Raw genomic sequence first — 17,147 nt, 5'->3', positions numbered from 1 at the left:
GCTCCCTCGCCTATTCCATGCCCTCGAGCTCGACGATCAGCCCCTCGATCATGTTGAGGCCGATCTGCCAGAAGGCCGGATCGCGCGCATCGAGCCCGAACGGCTTCAGGAGTTCGGAATGGTGCTTGGTGCCGCCGGCCGAGAGCAGCGCGAAATAGCGCTGCTGAAAGCCCTCTGCCGAGTTCTGGTAGACGCCGTAGAGCGAGTTCACCAGGCAATCACCGAAGGCATAGGCGTAGACGTAGAACGGCGAGTGGATGAAGTGCGGGATATAGGCCCAGAAGGTCTCGTAGCCCGGCCCGAGCTTGATCGCGGGCCCCAGGCTCTCCGACTGCACGCTCATCCACAGCTCGCAGAGGTTTTCCGCCGTCAGCTCGCCCGAGCGGCGGGCTTCGTGGACCTTCCGCTCGAACGAGTAGAAGGCGATCTGGCGCACGACCGTGTTGATCATGTCCTCGACCTTGGCGGCGAGCATCGCCTTGCGCTGCTTCTTGTCGACCGTCTCGTTCAGGAGCTTCCGGAAGGTCAGCATCTCCCCGAAGACGCTGGCCGTCTCGGCCAGGGTCAGCGGCGTCGGCGCCATCAGCGCCCCGTTGGGCCCGGCCAGCACCTGATGCACGCCATGGCCGAGCTCATGGGCGAGCGTCATCACGTCGCGCGGCTTGCCCTGATAGTTGACCAGTACATAGGGATGCGCCGACGGCACCGTCGGGTGTGCAAAGGCGCCCGGCGCCTTGCCCGGTCGCGCCGGCGCGTCGATCCAGCGCTCGTCGAAGAAGCGCCGGGCGATCCCGGCCATCTCCGGCGAGAAATCGCCATAGGCGGACAGCACGGTGTCGCGCGCCTCGTTCCACGGAATCGTGCGCTGTTCGACTTTCGGCAGCGGCGCGTTGCGGTCCCAATAGTCGAGCGCCTCGCGCCCGAACCAGCGCGCCTTCAGCTTGTAGTAGCGGTGCGACAGGCGCGGATAGGCCTCGCGCACCGCCGCGACCAGCGCATCGACCACCTCGCGCTCGACGCGGTTCGCCAGATGCCGGGAATCCGCGACATCCTCGAACTTGCGCCAGCGGTCGGAGATCTCCTTGTCCTTGGCGAGCGTGTTGGTGATCAGCCCGAAGGTCCGCAGATGCTGGCGGAAGACCGTGCCGAGTGCCTCGGCAGCCTCCTTGCGCACCGCCCCATCGGCATCCTGCAGCCGGTTCAAGGTCAGTTCGAGCGTCAGCTCCTCGCCGCCAGCCTTGAAGCGCAGCGAGGCGATGGTCTCGTCGAAGAGCCGGTTCCAGGCGCCGTGCCCGGTCACCGACTTCTCGTGGAACAGCTCTTCGATCCGGTCTTCGAGCTGGTGCGGCTTGTCCTTGGCGAGGTCCTCGATCCACGGCTTCCAATGGCTGAGCGGCGCCTGCGCGGCAGCCTTGGCCAGCACGGCTTCGTCGATCCGGTTCAGCTCCAGCCCGAAGAACAGCAGCTCGGTCGAGATCGCCGTCACCTTGTCCTGCGTGTCGCCATAGAACTTGGCGCGCTGCGGATCGGTGGTGTCGCCGGAATAGACGAGGCCGGCATAGGACATGATCTTGCCGACGAGGTCCTCCAGCTTCTCATAGGCGGCGACGGCTTCCGCCAGCACCGTGCTGGCATCGGCGCGCTCTGCCAGCGCCGCGAGCTTGCCGCGGTAGAGGGCCGCGAAGCTCCGCGCCTCGGCCAGGGCACGCTCGAGATCGGCGGCGAATTCGGACGAATCCATCGCCGGATAAAGATGCGTCAGATCCCATTCCGGCAGGACGCCGAGCGCCTTCGCGGCCTTGGAGGCGCCGGCCGCGGCGCTCCGCACGACATTGGCGTTGGTCGTCCCGGCGAAAGCGGTCGTCATGTCAAAGTCACCTCTCTGGCGAAATCGTTCCCTCCCATATGCGCGGTCGAGGCCGCGCGATCAACGCCGCGGACGGCCGCAGCCGCAAAGCGGCGCGTTCCACGCGCGGCGCATGAGGGGCATTCGCGCAGGCTCGAACGCGTTGACTTTCCGTAAGGGCTCCCACTACCCAAAGGCTTGAGACCGGCCTTCGCGAGCACGCGCCCCACCGCGGATGGTGGAATGGACCATGCCTATCTTCTGACCGCGGTTCTGCCTGTCATTGCTGCGGTGCTCTGTACGACCCTGTATTCCCTCTGGCTGAAGCAGAGGGAGCACCGCCATGTGCTGAACTGGTCGCTGGCCTATGCCTGCGCCGTCCTCGGCTCCGCGATCAGCCTGGCGCGCCTCGTCATCGAGAACGCCGCACCATTCTCCCTCGTCGCCAACGCCTTCCTGGTCGGCGTCGCCTTCTTCGCCGCGCGCGGCGCCCTGCTTCTGCATGGCGGCAGGACAGCGGACCGCATCACCCTGCCGATCCTGCTCGCCACCATCCTCGCCGGAATCTTGTTCGGCTTCGTGAGCCCGAGCGTCTTCTGGCGCGGCACCACCGCCAGCATCGGAGCCGCCGCGATCTTCCTGATCGCGGCGAAGGCGATCAGGCAAAACCCGGACCGCGACAGGATCGACCGGCTGACCGGGCTGGTCTTCGTGCTGACGGCGGCGACGCTCGTCGCCCGTCCCGCCCTCGCCTTCGTCCTCGAGGGGCCGATCGCGAGCGAGGCGGAGGTGACGAGTGCCTTCTGGGGCGTCAGCTTCCGGATCTTCGCCATGCTGAGCTGGTGCGCCATGGCGGTCCTCTTCCTGCTCAGGGCGACGACCGATCTGATGGCGGAGGCGACCGCCCAGTCGCTGACCGATCCGCTCACCGGAATCGGCAACCGCCGCGGCTTCTTCGCCGCCGCCGAGGCTGCGCTGGCTACGACCGGCCGCGAGGCGCCCGCGACGCTGCTGCTCTGCGACATCGACGCCTTCAAGCAGGTCAATGACAGTCATGGCCACGCTACCGGCGATCTCGTCATCAAGGAGCTCGCGAACGTCCTGAGCGAGGCGACGGAAGGGGGCGGCGCGATTCTCGGCCGACTCGGCGGCGAGGAATTCGTCGTCCTCCTGCCGGGCACACCGCTCGAACCGGCGGGTGCGATGGCAGAGACGATCCGTACCGATTTTGCACGCCGCTCCCGCGGCATCCGCCCGCTCCAAGGTCCGGTGACCGTCAGCATCGGCGTCGCCGAAACCACCCGCGAAGACGGCATCGAAGCCGTGATCGAGCGCGCCGACGCGGCGCTCTACCGAGCCAAGCGCAAGGGGCGCGATCGCGTCGAGATTGCTGGCTCGACAGGAAGCGCGCCGCCATCGCCGCCGCGCGGCACCTCGCACACCCGCCGGCACAGGCGGGCCTTCACGGCACCGGGACCGCGGACCCGTACGCGATCCTGAGCGCGAACCGTGCCGGCGCCTTAATCACGGCTTAACCCTTCTCCGCGAAAGTGCCCCGAAACGGAACAGCGCTTCCGCCTGCCTGCCGAGGGTTCATGTCAGCCACCATCCTCGTCGTCGACGACGATCCCGTGCAGCGCCGTCTGCTCGACGCGATGCTCAAGCGGTTCGGCTACGAGGTGCTGACGGCCGAGGGGGGCGACCAGGCGCTCGCTCTACTCGGCGACGAATCGCAGCATATCGACTGCCTGGTGCTCGACCTCGTCATGCCCGGCCGCGACGGCATGGCGGTCCTCGCCGCCTTGCGCGAGCGCGGCATCGCGACGCCGGTGATCGTCCAGACGGCGAACGGCTCGATCGAGACCGTGGTCTCCGCCATGCGGGCGGGCGCGGTCGATTTCGTGGTCAAGCCGGTCGGTGCCGAGCGCCTGCAGGTCTCGCTCAATAACGCGCTCAAGCTCGGCGCGCTCGAGCATGAGATCCGCTACATGAAGCGGCGTTCCGCCGGCCAGCTCGGCTTCCGCGACCTCGCCAGCAAGAGCCCGGATATGAGCCGGGTCGTGCAGCTCGCCGAGCGCGCCGCCAAATCGAACATCCCGGTGCTCGTCGAGGGTGAATCCGGCGTCGGCAAGGAGGTGCTCGCCCGCGCCATCCAGGGCTCCAGCGACCGCCGCGGCAAGCCCTTCGTCACCGTCAATTGCGGGGCGATCCCGCACAATCTCGTCGAGTCGATCCTGTTCGGTCACGAGAAGGGTGCCTTCACCGGCGCGACCGAGCGCCATGTCGGCAAGTTCGTCGAGGCCAATGGCGGCACGCTCTTCCTCGACGAGGTCGGCGAACTGCCGCTCGACGCACAGGTCAAGCTCCTGCGCGCCATCCAGGAGGGCGAGGTCGATCCGGTCGGCGGCAAGAAATCGGTCCGCGTCGACATCCGCATCGTCTCCGCGACCAACAAGAGCCTGCTCGACCAGGTCAAGCGCGGTGAGTTCCGCGAAGACCTGTACTACCGGCTCAACGTCTTCCCGATCACCCTGCCGCCGCTGCGTCAGCGCCGCGAGGACATCGCCGATCTCGCCCGCGGCTTCCTCGCCCGCTTCGCCGCCGAGGAAGGCAAGAAGCTACGCGGCATCAGCACCGAAACGCTCGGCCTTCTGGGCCGTTATGACTGGCCGGGCAATGTCCGCCAGCTCGAGAACGCGATGTTCCGCGCCGTGGTGCTGGCCGATGGCGACGAGCTGAGCATCGCCGAATTTCCGCAGATCGCCGCGCAGATGGAGGGCTTCGACGTCCGCATACCACCGGCCCCGCCGCCGATCGCCGGCGAGCTGCGCGAGGATACGCCGCCGCGCATCGTCCAGGTGCCGGTGCGCGACCCCAATGCCCTCGACCTCGTCGCCGGCTCCGACATGCGCAGCCTCGACGAGCTCGAGCGCGAGATCATCAAGTTCGCCCTCGCCCATTATCGCGGCCACATGTCCGAAATCTCGCGCAAGCTCGGCATCGGCCGCTCGACCCTCTACCGCAAGCTCAAGGACTACGGGCTGATCGAGGGCGAGAGCGACACAGCAGGAGCTGACGCCGCCTGACAGGCGGATAGGCAGAATCCGCTCTGGAGCCGACGGGGGCCGGCTTCGGGGAGAATGGGCGCCGCTGTTGCAGGGCGGCACTAGTCGAAGCAGGGCGGCTCACGCAGTTATCGGCGTGCATCCGCAGGGATCCGGGGAATCAGCATGCGCCTTCGCCGTCTGGCGGAATCAACCTCCGCCGCCGTTCTGGGCCTCGCATTGGGCGTCGCCACCGCCCTCGCGCAAGGCGCGGGGAACGAGGCTGCGACGCTCGACCTGCCGCCGCCGGAAGCGCCGGCCCTGCGCATCCTGGCAGGCGACGCCGCCCCGCCGCAGCTCGACATTCCCGCCCCGCCCGAACTCGTGCTCGATCTGCGCTCGCCCGGCTCCGACGACGCGCCGGAACTCGCCGCCCCGCATGACGCGCCCGGCATGGTGACCGGGGCGATTTCGGTGACGCCGCAGCTGGATGGCGATGACGCCTTCCTCGGCATCACCGTGCCCGAACTGCCGCCGGTCGATCCTTCGCTGCTGGCCCGTCCCGCGCCCGAAGGCGAACCGCAGCTCGCGCGCCCAACAGAGACTCTGATCGCGCCGCCCGCTCTGCCCGAGGTGGTCGTCACGCTGCCCACAGGCCTCGAACTCTCTGCCCGCATCGCCGAGCGCGCCGACGAGGCTCTCTCGGTGCCGCGGCTCGCCCAGCGCGAGCGCGCCGACATAATCGCGGCCTATGCCGCCAACGAGAATCGTCCGTTCTGGATCGACGGCAAGGGCTGGAGCCCCGCCGGCAAGCTGCTCGTCGCCCAGCTCGCCCGAGCCGGCCAGGACGGCTTGCGCCCCGCCGACTATGCCGTGCCGGCTTTCGAGGCGAGCGACAAGGACGGCCTCGCCGAGGCCGATGTCAGGCTTTCGGCGCTGGCCGTGCTCTACGCCCGCGACGCCCGCGGCGGCCGCATCGACCCGCGCCGCCTGTCGAAAATGCTGACCCCGGTGCTCGACTTGCCTTCGGCCACCGAAGTCCTTTCCGAACTCGCCGGCGCGACCGATCCCGGCGCGGTGCTCGCCGCCTACAACCCGCAGCACGAAGGCTACCGCCGGCTCAAGGCGAAGCTCGCCACGCTGCGCAACGACAAGGAGGATGTGCCTTCGGTTCGCATCCCGGCCGGACCGCCGCTACGGCTCGGCATGCGCGACCAGCGCGTGCCGCTGGTCCGCGCCCGCCTCGGCCTCGGCGCCAGCGAGGAGCCGGTCTTCGACCGCTCGACCGCGACGGCGCTCGCCGAGTTCCAGAAGCAGGCCGGCCTGCGCGCCGACGGCGTGCTCAGCAACCAGACGCTCGCCGCGCTCGGCTCGCCGCCGGCCGCGCGCTTGGAAGGCGACATCGTCGCCCAGATGGAGCGCTGGCGCTGGCTGCCCGCCGATCTCGGCGCCAGCCATGTGATGGTCAACGTTCCGGAATTCCGGATGCGCATGGTCCATGACGGCAAGCTCGTGCACGACACCCGCGTCATCGTCGGCAAGCCGGAATCGGCGACGCCGATCTTCTCGCACAAGATGGAATACGTCGTCGTCAACCCGTCCTGGTACGTGCCGCCTTCGATCTTGAAGAAGGAATTCCTGCCCGGTCTCGCGGCCGATCCGGACTATGCGGCCAAGCGCGGCTATGTCGTCACCCGCCGCGGCAACTCGATTTCGGTGCGCCAGCCGCCCGGCGAGCGCAATGCGCTCGGCTGGATCAAGTTCATGTTCCCCAACGACCACGCGGTCTATCTGCACGACACGCCGAACCGGCGCCTGTTCGCCGGTAACAAGCGCGCCCTCAGCCATGGCTGCGTGCGCGTCGAGAATCCGTTCGCGCTCGCCGATCTGGTGCTCGGCCCGGAATGGACGCATGACCGGCTGAAGCGCCTGATCGGCTCGGGCGAGCGCACGATCAGATTGCCGCAGCCGCTGCCGATCCATCTGGTCTACAATACCCTGGTGGTGAACGAGGCCGGCGCGATCACGACCTACGAGGATCTCTACGGCTTCCACCGGCTGGTCCGCACCGCTCTGGAGCGGCTCTCCTGAGGCTGCTTTGCGGCGGCGGCACGGTTTTGCCATGATCTGTGGGTAGCCAGCGTCTCGCTTGCCGAAATTCAGGCGGGATGGTTGTGCCGCCGGTAACCACCCGTTAAGCCTTCTCGGCAACTGTTCCTTGACGTTTACCGCACCGGCTCGCCGGCGCTTCGAGACGGGTCAGGTGAGAGTGAGCTGGTCGAAAGCCGAGACGACGAGACGGCTGCCGCGTCCTTTGGGGCGCCTTGCGCATGCCGGCGCCGTCCTCGCGACGAGCCTGGTGGCCCTGTGTGTCGGCATCCGCGGCACTCAGGATGCCGTCGCCAATGGCGACACCCGCACCATCACCATCAAGCACATGCACACCAAGGAGGAGACGACCGTCACCTTCAGGCGTGACGGCCGCTACGACTCCGCGGCGCTGGAAAAGCTCAACTGGGCGATGCGCGACTGGCGCACCGACGAGCCGATCCGGATGGATCCGCGGCTGTTCGATCTCGCCTGGGAAGTCCACCGCAAGGTCGGCTCCGACCAGCCCTTCCACGTCGTCTCGGCCTATCGCTCGCCCGGCACCAATTCGATGCTGCGCCGGCGCTCGCGCGGCGTCGCCAAGTCGAGCCAGCACATGGTCGGCAAGGCGATGGATTTCTATCTGCCGGACACACCGACCGCCAAGATCCGCGAAGTCGGCATGCGCCTCCAGCGCGGCGGCGTCGGCTTCTATCCCGGCGCCCACACTCCCTTCGTCCATCTCGATGCCGGCTCGGTGCGGTCCTGGCCGCGCATGACCCGCGACCAGCTGGTGCGCCTGTTCCCGGACGAGAGGACCGTGCATCTGCCGGCAGACGGCAAGCCGCTAAGCGGCTACGAGGTCGCCAAGGCCGAGATCCTCTCGAGCGGCGGCTCGGTGATGGGCTATGCCGCCAGCGATCTCGACGAGGGCGCGATCATCGCCTCCGGCAGCGGCGGCAAGGGCTTCTGGGCCGCGCTCTTCGGCGGCGACGACGAAGAGGCCGATGCCCGTCCAACCCGCGGCCGCGCCGCGGCCCGCCGCGCTCCGACGCCGCAGCCCACCGTCATGGCCTATGCCGGCGACAGCAACAGCGGCGATGGCGGCCGCTTCGCCGTCTTCAACGCCCCGTCCACCCAGAGCGAGCCGACCGGCCGCGCCTTGATGCGCGAGCGTTCGAACCGCGCGACCGCGCCGGCGGCTCCCGCAGCCCCTGCGGCGGAACCGGCCGAAACGCAGGTCGCCGCCCTGGCGCCTCAGCCGGCCGAGCCGCCCAAACCCGCACCGATCGCCACAGCGCTCCCCGTCGCGCGGCCAGCCAGCCTGACCCTGCCGACACCGCCCGCCGGCTCGCCGCAACTGGCAGCGCTCGCCGCCGATGCCTCGGCGCTGCCACTGCCGCAGAGCGAGCAGAAACTCATCCTCGCCTCGCTGCCGCCGCGCCGCCCCGGCGACCTTCCGGCTCCCGTTCTGGAGAACATCGTCGCCGGCCGACCCGTCTCGGCGCCGCTGCCGCCAACGCGTCCGATCGTCCTCGCCCGGCTGGCGCCGGAAGCCGCGAGCCAGGAGGCCGATGAGGAGGACGCGGTGCCCGCCGGTGCCCGCCTGGTCAGCATCTCGCATCCGCCCCCGCCGATCCGCCCCCGCGCAGCCGGCGAACCGCAGCGGCGTGCCGTCGAGGTCGCGGCAACCGAGACGCGAACCCCTATGGCGGCCGAATACGATGCCGATCGCTCTGGCCTGGATTCGCTCTTCGCCGCCGTCGCCCAGCAGCCGGCGACCGCGCGCCGCACCGGCGTCGCCACCGCCAAGGCCAAGGTCACCGATCCGGCCGCCAGGGGCTGGGTCGCGGGGCCGAGCCCGGCCGCGGCACTCGGCTTCAGCAACGGTGCGCCGACCGACCTCAAGACCAGCGGCTTCAGCGGCCCCGCCGTCCGCGCCCTGCCGACGACCTTCGTCCAGAACTGACCGACGGGCGTACGGACGCTACGACAGCGCCCGTCATGATCTTGTCGGCATGGCGCTGCACCAATAAAACGCGCACAGTGCCGTCGCGTCATGATACGCGTCATGGCAGGATGTGGACGATGCCTACGGGAGTCTTGGTGATGCGCGCGCAGCTTGCGGAAGTTCCGGCTCGCCGGTCGCGGAGTGGAGCGACCTTCCTGCTCCTCGCCAGCCTGACCCTGCTCGGCCCCTCGCAAGCCGCCCTCGCCCAGCCGGCTCAACCCGCCCAGCCAACGGCGATTCCGGTCAGCACCACGCCGGCGCAGAAGCGGCCGATCGAGCGCACCGCCGATTTCGTCGGCCGCATCGAGGCGGTCAACCGGGTCGAGGTCAGGGCCCGCATCACCGGCTTCCTCGAGGCCGTCCTCTTCCGCGACGGCGAGTCCGTCAAGGAAGGCTCCCCGCTCTTTCGCATCGAGAGGCCTCCCTTCGAGGCGGCCGTCGAGCAGGCTCGCGGCGCGCTGGAGAGTGCCCAGGGCACGCTGCAGAACGCCACCACCCAGCGCCAGCGCGCCGAGGACCTGCTGCGCACCAATGCCGGCTCGGTCGCGGTGCGCGACCAGCGCGTCGCCGAGGAAACGGCCGCGCAGGGCTCCGCCACCACTGCCGCCGCCAATCTGAAGATCGCGGAGATCAATCTCGGTTATACCGAGATCACCTCGCCCATCGCCGGACGGATCGGTCGCACCAAGCTGACCAAGGGCAATGTCGTCTCGCCCGATAGCGGCGCGCTCGCGCTGATCGTCAGCGAAGACCCGATGTATGTGAACTTCCCGGTCAGCCAGCGCGAATTCGTCAGCTTCGGCCATAATCGCGTCGATGCCGGCACGACCGGGCCGAAGGTCACGCTGCGCTTTTCCGACGGCTCGACCTATGAGCAGCAGGGCACGATCGACTTCGTCGACGTCTCGGTCGACCGTTCCACCGATACCGTCCTGGTCCGGGCCATCGTCCCCAATCCCAAGGGCAGACTGATTGACGGAACCCTGGTCAATGTCGCCGTCCATGCCGAGAAGCCCGTGGACAAGATCCTGGTGCCGCAAGCGGCGCTGATCGCCGACCAGCAGGGTGCCTATGTCTTCGTGGTCGAGGACGGCAAGGCCGTGGTCAAGCGGCTGAAGGTCGGCGCCGAAGCCGGCGCCTATGTCGTGGTCGACGAGGGCCTGAATGGCGGCGAGCAGGTCGTGGTCCAGGGGCTTCAGGGCTTACGGCCCGGCACGCCCGTCCTCGCTTCCCCCGTTGCGCCGCCGCCGGCCGGCCGGAGCTGAGGCATGTTCACCTCCGTCTTCGTCGACCGGCCACGCCTGGCCATCGTCATCGCGGTCGTCACGGTCATCGCCGGCCTGCTGTCGCTCTTCGCGATTCCGGTGGCGCAATACCCCGACATCGTGCCGCCGCAGGTTTCGGTGACGACCTCCTACCCCGGCGCCTCCGCCGCCGTGGTCGAGTCGACGGTCGCGCAGCCGCTCGAGGCGCAGATCGTCGGCACCGACAAGATGATCTATATGAAGAGCGTCAGCGGCAATGACGGCAGCTATTCGCTCAAGATCTCGTTCGAGCTCGGCACCAACCCCGACATCAACACCGTCAACGTCAACAACCGCGTCCAGATCGCGCTGTCGAAGCTGCCCGAGGAGGTCAAGCGCAACGGCGTGACGGTGAAGAAGCAGTCCTCCGCGCTGCTCGGCGTCATCGCCGTCTATTCGCCGAAGAAGACCTACGACAACCTCTTCGTCTCGAACTACACCACCATCAACCTGCTCGACTCGATCCGCTCGACCCCGGGCGTCGGCGACGCTTCGCTGTTCGGCGCCCAGGACTACTCGATGCGCGCATGGGTGCGCACCGACGCCCTGACCGGGCTCGGTCTGACCACCGGCGACATCATCAACGCGATCCAGTCGCAGAACAACCAGGCCGCGGTCGGCCGCATCGGCGCGCGCCCGATCTCCGACGACCAGCAGCTCCAGCTCAACATCCAGACCAAGGGCCGGCTGAGCTCGCCGCAGGAATTCGAGAAGATCGTGGTGCGCACCAACCCCGACGGTTCGGTGCTACGCCTCTCCGACGTCGCGCGCGTCGAGCTCGGCGCGGCCAATCTCGACCGCGAGACCCGCCTCAACAGCGGCCCCGCCGTGCTGATCGGCATCTACCAGTCGCCCGGCGCAAATGCCATCGCCGCCCTCGACGCAGTCAAGAAGACGGTCGGCGATCTCGCCCGCAACTTCCCGGAAGATCTCGCCTGGAAGGTCACCTACGACCCGACCGCCTTCGTCACCGCGACCATCGACGAGGTCAAGAAGACGCTGATCGAGGCCTTCATCCTCGTCATCGTCGTCGTCTTCCTGTTCCTCGGCAGTTTCCGCGCCACCCTGATCCCGACCTTCGCCGTCCCGGTCAGCCTGATCGGCACCTTCATCGTCCTCAACGCCATCGGCTATTCCGCCAACACGGTCTCGCTGCTGGCGATCGTGCTCGCCATCGGCATCGTGGTCGACGACGCGATCGTCGTCGTCGAGAACGTCGAGCGCGTGATGGAGGAGCACCCGGAGCTTTCGCCGGCCGAGGCCACCAAGCTCGCCATGGGCGAGATCGTGGCGCCGATCATCGCGATCACGCTGGTCCTGCTCTCGGTCTTCGTGCCCGTCGCCTTCATCCCCGGCATTTCCGGCGAGCTCTTCCGCCAGTTCGCCGTCACGGTCGCGGTCGCGATGCTGATCTCGGCGACCAACGCGCTGACCCTCTCGCCTGCTCTGTGCGGCGTTCTGCTCAAGCCGCATCACGGCCCGCGCCGCGGCCCGATCGGCCATGTCATGCGCGGCATCGACTGGACGCGTGACCGTTATGGCGACACCGTCGCCCGGCTGGTGCGCATTTCGACGATCAGCCTGGTGCTGACCGCAGCCTTCGGCGCCGCGATCTACGCGATGGGGCGGATCACGCCGACCGGCTTCTTGCCGGAGGACGATCAGGGCGCCTTCTTCGTGGTCGCGCAATTGCCCGACGGCGCCTCGGTCGGCCGCACCGCGGCCGTCGCCGCCGAGGTCGAGGCCATCTTCAAGGCCGAGCCCACGGTCGAGGATTACTCGACCATCATCGGCCTGAACTTCATCGACGGAAATTCCCAGTCCAATGCCGGCTTCTTCCTGGTCTCGCTGAAGCCCTTCGCCGATCGCAAGGGCGCCGACCAGAGCGCGAACGCGGTCATCGCCCGCCTCTCGCAGAAGCTGCGGGCAATACGCGGCGGGGCCGTGGTGCCGATCGCACCACCGCCGATCGTCGGCCTCGGCACCGGCGGCGGCTTCACCTATGTGCTGCAGGACATGGGCGGCTCGGATCCCAAGGCGCTCGCCCGCACGCTGCGCGGCCTGACCATCGCCGCCAACCAGGACCCGCAGCTCAACCGCGTCTTCTCGACCTTCTCGGACACGACGCCCTCGGTCTATCTCGACATCGACCGCGACAAGGTCCAGATCCTCGGCGTCGATCTCAGCAGTCTGTTCCAGTCGCTGCAGGCCTCGCTCGGCGGCTATTATGTCAACGACATCAACCTGTTCGGCCGCACCTGGCAGGTCCAGGTCCAGGCCGACGGCATCGACCGGAAGTCGATCGACGACATCTACCGCATCAATGTCCGCAGCCGCGACGGCAGCATGATCCCACTGCGCAGCCTGCTCGAAGCCCGCATCATCGTCGGGCCGCAGGCGCTGATCCGCTACAACAACCGCCTCGCTGTCACGGTGCAGGGCTCGGCCGCGCCGGGCGTCTCCTCCGGACAGGCCCTGGCCGCGATGGAGCAGGTCGCGGCGAAGACGCTGCCCGCCGGTTATCGCGGCGACTGGACCGACGTCTCCTTCCAGGAGAAGCGGGCCGAGGGCCAGACGGGGATGATCCTCGCCTTCGCCCTGCTCTTCGCCTATCTCTTCCTGGTCGCGCTCTATGAGAGCTGGACGATCCCGGTCCCCGTCCTGCTCTCTGTCGCGGTCGGCGTGCTCGGCGCCTTCATCGGCATCGTGCTCGGCGGTCTCACGCTCGACCTCTATGCCCAGATCGGCATCGTCGTGCTGATCGGCCTTGCTGCCAAGAACGGCATCCTGATCGTCGAGTTCGCCAAGGAGCAGCGCGAGAAGGGGCTCCCGCTGCTCCATGCGGCGACGCTCGGCGCGCGCCTGCGCTTCCGGCCGGTGATGATGACCTCGCTCGCCTTCATCCTGGGCCTCTTGCCGCTGGTGATAGCGGAGGGGCCCTCAATGCTTGCCAGGCGCAATGTCGGCACACCGGTCTTCGGCGGCATGATCGCCGCCGCGGTGATCGGGATTTTCCTGATCCCGGCGCTCTATGTCGTCTTCCAGTCGCTGCGCGAACGCTTCCGCCCGGCCTCCAGGCCGAAGGTCGAGCGCGAGCCCGACCCGGCGCAGTAGCATTTTCGAGCGAAGCGGGTACCGGTTCGCGTCGAGAAAATGCGATGAAACAACGAGATGGAGCATGTCCGCGATTCAAGGAATCGCGGACATGCACTAGCGCCGGGCCTCACTCCCGGTCGATCGGCCAGGCCTTGAACACGTCGAGCGCCTCGCAGGCCCTGGCCTGCGCCGCGAGCGCCGGCCAGCGCGCTTCCTCGACGAACTCCGGAATGACGAAACGGCAGAAGCCCCAGGCGATCGCTGCCGCGATGTCGCCCGGCCGCAGCTCCGGGCCGGCGGCAAGCTCGCCGCGCTTGGCCGCTGCATCGAGCAGGTCGAGCGCCGTATGGAGCTGGGTCAGGATGCGCTCCTGCCAGTTGGCGTAGCGCCGCTCCTCGGGCCGTTTGCGCTCATACTCGACCGAGACCGCCTTGTCGGCCGCGACGATGCCGATGCCGGTCAGGCTCAGGTCGCGCACCCGCGCGCCAGCCTCCGTCGGGCGCAGGGAGCGTCCGGCGACATCCTCGAAGTGCTGGATGATCAGCAGCGATTCGCTAATCACGATGCCGTCATCGGCGACCAGCGTCGGCGCCTTGATCAGCGGGTTGATCTTGCTGAATTCAGGCATGTGCCGAAACACCGAGACCGAGCGATGCTCGAATTCGAGCCCGAGCAAGGTTCCGGTGATGGCGGCACGCCGCACATAGGGGCTGTCGAGCATTCCAACCAGCAGCATGGCGATCTCCCGTTTCGATGGCCGCAACACTGCCTTTGCGGAAGGCGACTGACACGCGAAATCGGGTGAAGTGCGAGTTCACGCAGCTTGATGCTCGTCCTCATCGGGCACGTCCCTGCCCTGCCCGGCCGCGGCCGCCTGCTCGGCCAGCGCCTTTTGGCAGGGATCCCAGGTCGCGGCGGAGCCGAAGCGCTCGACCAGGAGATCCGTGAGCACGCGGACCTTGCCCGAGACATAGGCGCCCGGCGGACGCACGACATAGAGCCCGCTCTCCGGCAGCGGAAACTCGGTCAGCACCGGCTCGACCCTACCGGCGCGGATCGCCTCACCGGCGATGAAGCTCGGCAGGAGGGCAAGGCCCAGCCCGGCCTCCGCCCATTGCAGCAAGGTGTCGCCGCTATCGGAACGCAGCCGTCCGCTCGGCCGCACGGAGACGACCCGCCGGTTGACCTTGAAGTTCCAGTCGGGCGCGGCGCCGCCCGTGTAAATCAGGCATTCATGGCCGGTGAGTTCGGCCGGCGCCATCGGGCGGCCATGCCGGGTGAAGTAATCGGGACTGCCGACGACGATCCCGCGCACCGACGCGATTCGCCGCGCGACCAGGCTGGAATCCTTCAGCACCCCGATCCGGACCGCCATGTCGAAGCGCTCGCCGATCAGGTCGACCTGTCGGTCGCTGGCCTCGGCGTCGATCTCGAGCCGCGGATGCCGACGCGCCAGCTCCGCCAGAACCGGCGCGACATGATGGATGCCGAAGGAGAGCGGCATGCTCAGCCGCAGGCGTCCGGCAACACCGCCGGCCTGCAGCGCCACCGCCTCGCGCGCTTCGGTCAGCTCCGCCAGTATGCGCTCCCCGCGCGCCTTGAATTCAAGTCCGGCCTCGGTCGGGCTGACGCCGCGCGTCGTGCGGCTCAGAAGCCTGGTGCCGAGATCGGCCTCCAGCCGCGCCACACGCCGGCTGACGATCGATTTCGACAGGCCGAGGCTGCGCCCGGCCCGGCCGAAGCCTCCGGAATCGACGACGGCGACGAAGCTGCGGATATCGTCGAGCTCGGACATGCAGGCGTTCCCCGGAAAGCAACAGATTGGTGCCCAATATGGGCATTCCGATGCAGCAAGTGAACCGCTACCTCTCCCTCATCAAGTCCCGCTTTCGCTGGGACGGCGCCTTCGGAGGCGCTCCGGAAAACCGTCCTGTCTCATCGGCCCACCGACGTGACATGCGTTAGCATATGAGGAAGCCATGCTCGACAAGCTCAAAAAGCGCCGTACGCAATATGCGCTCGGCAAGAATCTGCCGATCCCTCAGACCCAGGTGGATTCCCTGATCAGAGAGGCGATCCGCCTTTCGCCGTCCAGCTTCAACTCGCAGAGCTCGCGCGCCGTCATCCTGTTCGGGAAGGAGAGCGACAAGTTCTGGAACATCACCCGCGAGGCCCTTCGCGCGGTCGTGCCGGCCGCCGATTTTGAAGGGACGAGCAAGAAGATCGACAGCTTCGCGAGCGGCGCGGGGACCGTGCTGTTCTTCGAAGACCAGGAGCCCGTGAAGGCGCTGCAGGCCAACTTCCCGCTTTACGCGCACAATTTCCCGATCTGGTCCGAACACTCGACCGGCATCGCGCAGCTGGCCGTGTGGACCACGCTTGCCGACGCCGATATCGGTGCGAGCCTCCAGCACTACCATCCGCTCGTCGACGCGGAAGTCGCCAAGACCTGGAACATTCCCGCGTCCTGGAAGCTCACCGCCCAGATGCCGTTCGGCTCCAATGAAGCGGCCTTCCCGGAGAAGACCTTCATGGATGACGGGCTTCGGTTCCAGACCCACGGCTAAGGACCGCTTTCCGGCTGGCGCGCCATCGTGATCGTCTGTGCCGAAGCGCGTGAGCAATCGGTCGCTACGGTCCCGGCCGGGTTCAAGTTCGTCGCCTGAGACAGCCCAATCACTGACGTCCCCAAAAATGCGCCGGTCTCGGTCCTCCGAGGCCGGCGCTGCTTTTTGACTTGCCGTTCTTGCCAACGCGGCCGCGGCACTTGGCAAGCTACCGCACGCCTTGCAAGCTGCTGCGCGAGCCTCTTGATATGGAGGCCCACATCGGATGGAGGTTTTCGGCACGGCCTGCGAATCGCCCGCGGCTTGCCGGCGCCGTGCGGAACGAGACGGCCGCAGCCACCGCTCTGTCGGAGGTGAGTCTCGATCGGTCCCGGCCTGCGAGCCTCGCAGGCGTCCTGAGGAGAACCGGATGGCCGAGAACGAGATGCACCCCGCCATCGTCGGCGCCACGCTCGGCAGGGTCGACATTCTGGCCCTGGCCGCACGCGACGTACCCAGCCATTTCTCCGCCTGCGACCTCCAGGAGGTCGATCTGTCGCGGCTGGACCTGTCCGGCTGGACATTCGAGCGCTGCAATCTCCAGCGCGCGCAGTTGAAGGGCGCCAATCTGGAGCGCACCAGCTGGATGTCGTGCAACGCCGCCTTCGCCGAGATGACCGCAGCCGACCTGACCGAGGCCAGCTTCATGTCCTGCGACCTCAACAATGCCGGCCTGCGCGGAGCCAAGCTGACCTCGGCATTCTTCATTGGCTGCAAGCTGACCGGGGCGACCCTCACGGAAACCCGCTCGCTGGACACCTGCTTTCGCGACACGCTGCTGGTCTACGCCAAGCTCCGCGGCATGTCGTTTCGCGGGATGCGCCTCAAGGGCGTGGACTTCTCGCAGGCGGATCTCGGCGGTTGCGACTTCCGCGACGCCATCTTCGAGGGAGCGAGCCTGCGCGAGGCCTCGCTGAAAGATGCGCGCTTTCAGGGCGCGGATCTGCGCGGCGCCGATCTCAGCGGGCTCGGCATGGCCGACGCTGCCATTCTCAGGGGCGCGACGATATCGCAGGAACAGGCTGGCCGCTTGCTGCGCGAGTTCGGACTGAACGTCCGGTAGCGAAGCGGCCCCGCGGCCGGCGAGAGCGTCCCCATTCGAAAGGCCATGGGAACGCCTCGGATCGCATGGGAATGCGAGGCGCGCCGCTG

Annotated in this window: 11 protein-coding genes; 8 read left to right on the top strand and 3 right to left on the bottom strand. The window is 67.9% G+C overall.

Going from position 1 to position 17,147, the window contains the following annotated elements:
• Window positions 1-10: 10 nt before the first annotated feature.
• The gene (locus DK26_RS22880; RefSeq protein WP_066477478.1) at window positions 11-1,867 is read right to left on the bottom strand and encodes a M3 family oligoendopeptidase; all 1,857 of its coding nucleotides are present in this window, start codon (window positions 1,865-1,867) and stop codon (window positions 11-13) included.
• A 222-nt stretch (window positions 1,868-2,089) separates the two neighbouring features.
• Between DK26_RS22880 and DK26_RS22875 the strand changes: the two genes are divergently transcribed.
• The 6 genes from DK26_RS22875 (at window position 2,090) to DK26_RS22850 (ending at window position 13,407) form a co-directional block, all read left to right on the top strand.
• Window positions 2,090-3,346 (top strand): GGDEF domain-containing protein, encoded by a 1,257-nt coding sequence (locus DK26_RS22875; protein ID WP_066477477.1) that lies wholly within the window; start codon window positions 2,090-2,092, stop codon window positions 3,344-3,346.
• Window positions 3,347-3,441: 95 nt separating this feature from the next.
• Window positions 3,442-4,932 carry a sigma-54 dependent transcriptional regulator gene (locus DK26_RS22870; RefSeq protein WP_066477476.1) on the top strand — a complete coding sequence of 497 codons (1,491 nt, stop codon included), beginning with the start codon at window positions 3,442-3,444 and terminating at the stop codon, window positions 4,930-4,932.
• 144 nt (window positions 4,933-5,076) lie between these two features.
• Window positions 5,077-6,981, top strand: coding sequence for a L,D-transpeptidase family protein (locus DK26_RS22865; RefSeq protein ID WP_066477475.1), 1,905 nt, complete (start codon window positions 5,077-5,079; stop codon window positions 6,979-6,981).
• Between the two features lie 178 nt (window positions 6,982-7,159).
• Window positions 7,160-8,947, top strand: coding sequence for a DUF882 domain-containing protein (locus tag DK26_RS29450; protein ID WP_248310076.1), 1,788 nt, complete (start codon window positions 7,160-7,162; stop codon window positions 8,945-8,947).
• Window positions 8,948-9,066: 119 nt separating this feature from the next.
• Window positions 9,067-10,254, top strand: a complete 1,188-nt coding sequence (locus DK26_RS22855) for an efflux RND transporter periplasmic adaptor subunit (protein ID WP_248310075.1) — start codon at window positions 9,067-9,069, stop codon at window positions 10,252-10,254.
• A 3-nt stretch (window positions 10,255-10,257) separates the two neighbouring features.
• Entirely contained in the window at window positions 10,258-13,407 is a 3,150-nt protein-coding gene (locus DK26_RS22850; protein ID WP_066477468.1) for a multidrug efflux RND transporter permease subunit, read from the top strand.
• Between the two features lie 109 nt (window positions 13,408-13,516).
• Here the strand turns inward: DK26_RS22850 and DK26_RS22845 are convergent, their stop codons facing one another.
• Together DK26_RS22845 and DK26_RS22840 are read right to left on the bottom strand one after the other, a co-directional pair.
• Entirely contained in the window at window positions 13,517-14,125 is a 609-nt protein-coding gene (locus DK26_RS22845; protein WP_066477467.1) for a glutathione S-transferase family protein, read from the bottom strand.
• A 78-nt stretch (window positions 14,126-14,203) separates the two neighbouring features.
• Window positions 14,204-15,184, bottom strand: coding sequence for a LysR family transcriptional regulator (locus DK26_RS22840; RefSeq protein ID WP_083533486.1), 981 nt, complete (start codon window positions 15,182-15,184; stop codon window positions 14,204-14,206).
• Between the two features lie 184 nt (window positions 15,185-15,368).
• Here DK26_RS22840 and DK26_RS22835 point away from each other — a divergent pair, with 184 nt between their 5' ends.
• On the top strand, window positions 15,369-15,956 hold the full coding sequence (locus tag DK26_RS22835; RefSeq protein ID WP_066477466.1) for a nitroreductase family protein: 588 nt from the start codon (window positions 15,369-15,371) through the stop codon (window positions 15,954-15,956).
• A gap of 409 nt (window positions 15,957-16,365) precedes the next feature.
• Complete coding sequence (locus DK26_RS22830; RefSeq protein ID WP_066477464.1) at window positions 16,366-17,058, top strand: pentapeptide repeat-containing protein; 693 nt, start codon at window positions 16,366-16,368, stop codon at window positions 17,056-17,058.
• Window positions 17,059-17,147: the final 89 nt, after the last annotated feature.

The organism is Allobosea sp. WAO, from assembly GCF_001509835.1.
In the GTDB taxonomy this organism is placed as follows: domain Bacteria; phylum Pseudomonadota; class Alphaproteobacteria; order Rhizobiales; family Beijerinckiaceae; genus Allobosea.
The sequence above is the reverse complement of the archived record's forward strand: the minus strand, read 5'-3'. Positions and strand labels throughout refer to the sequence as shown.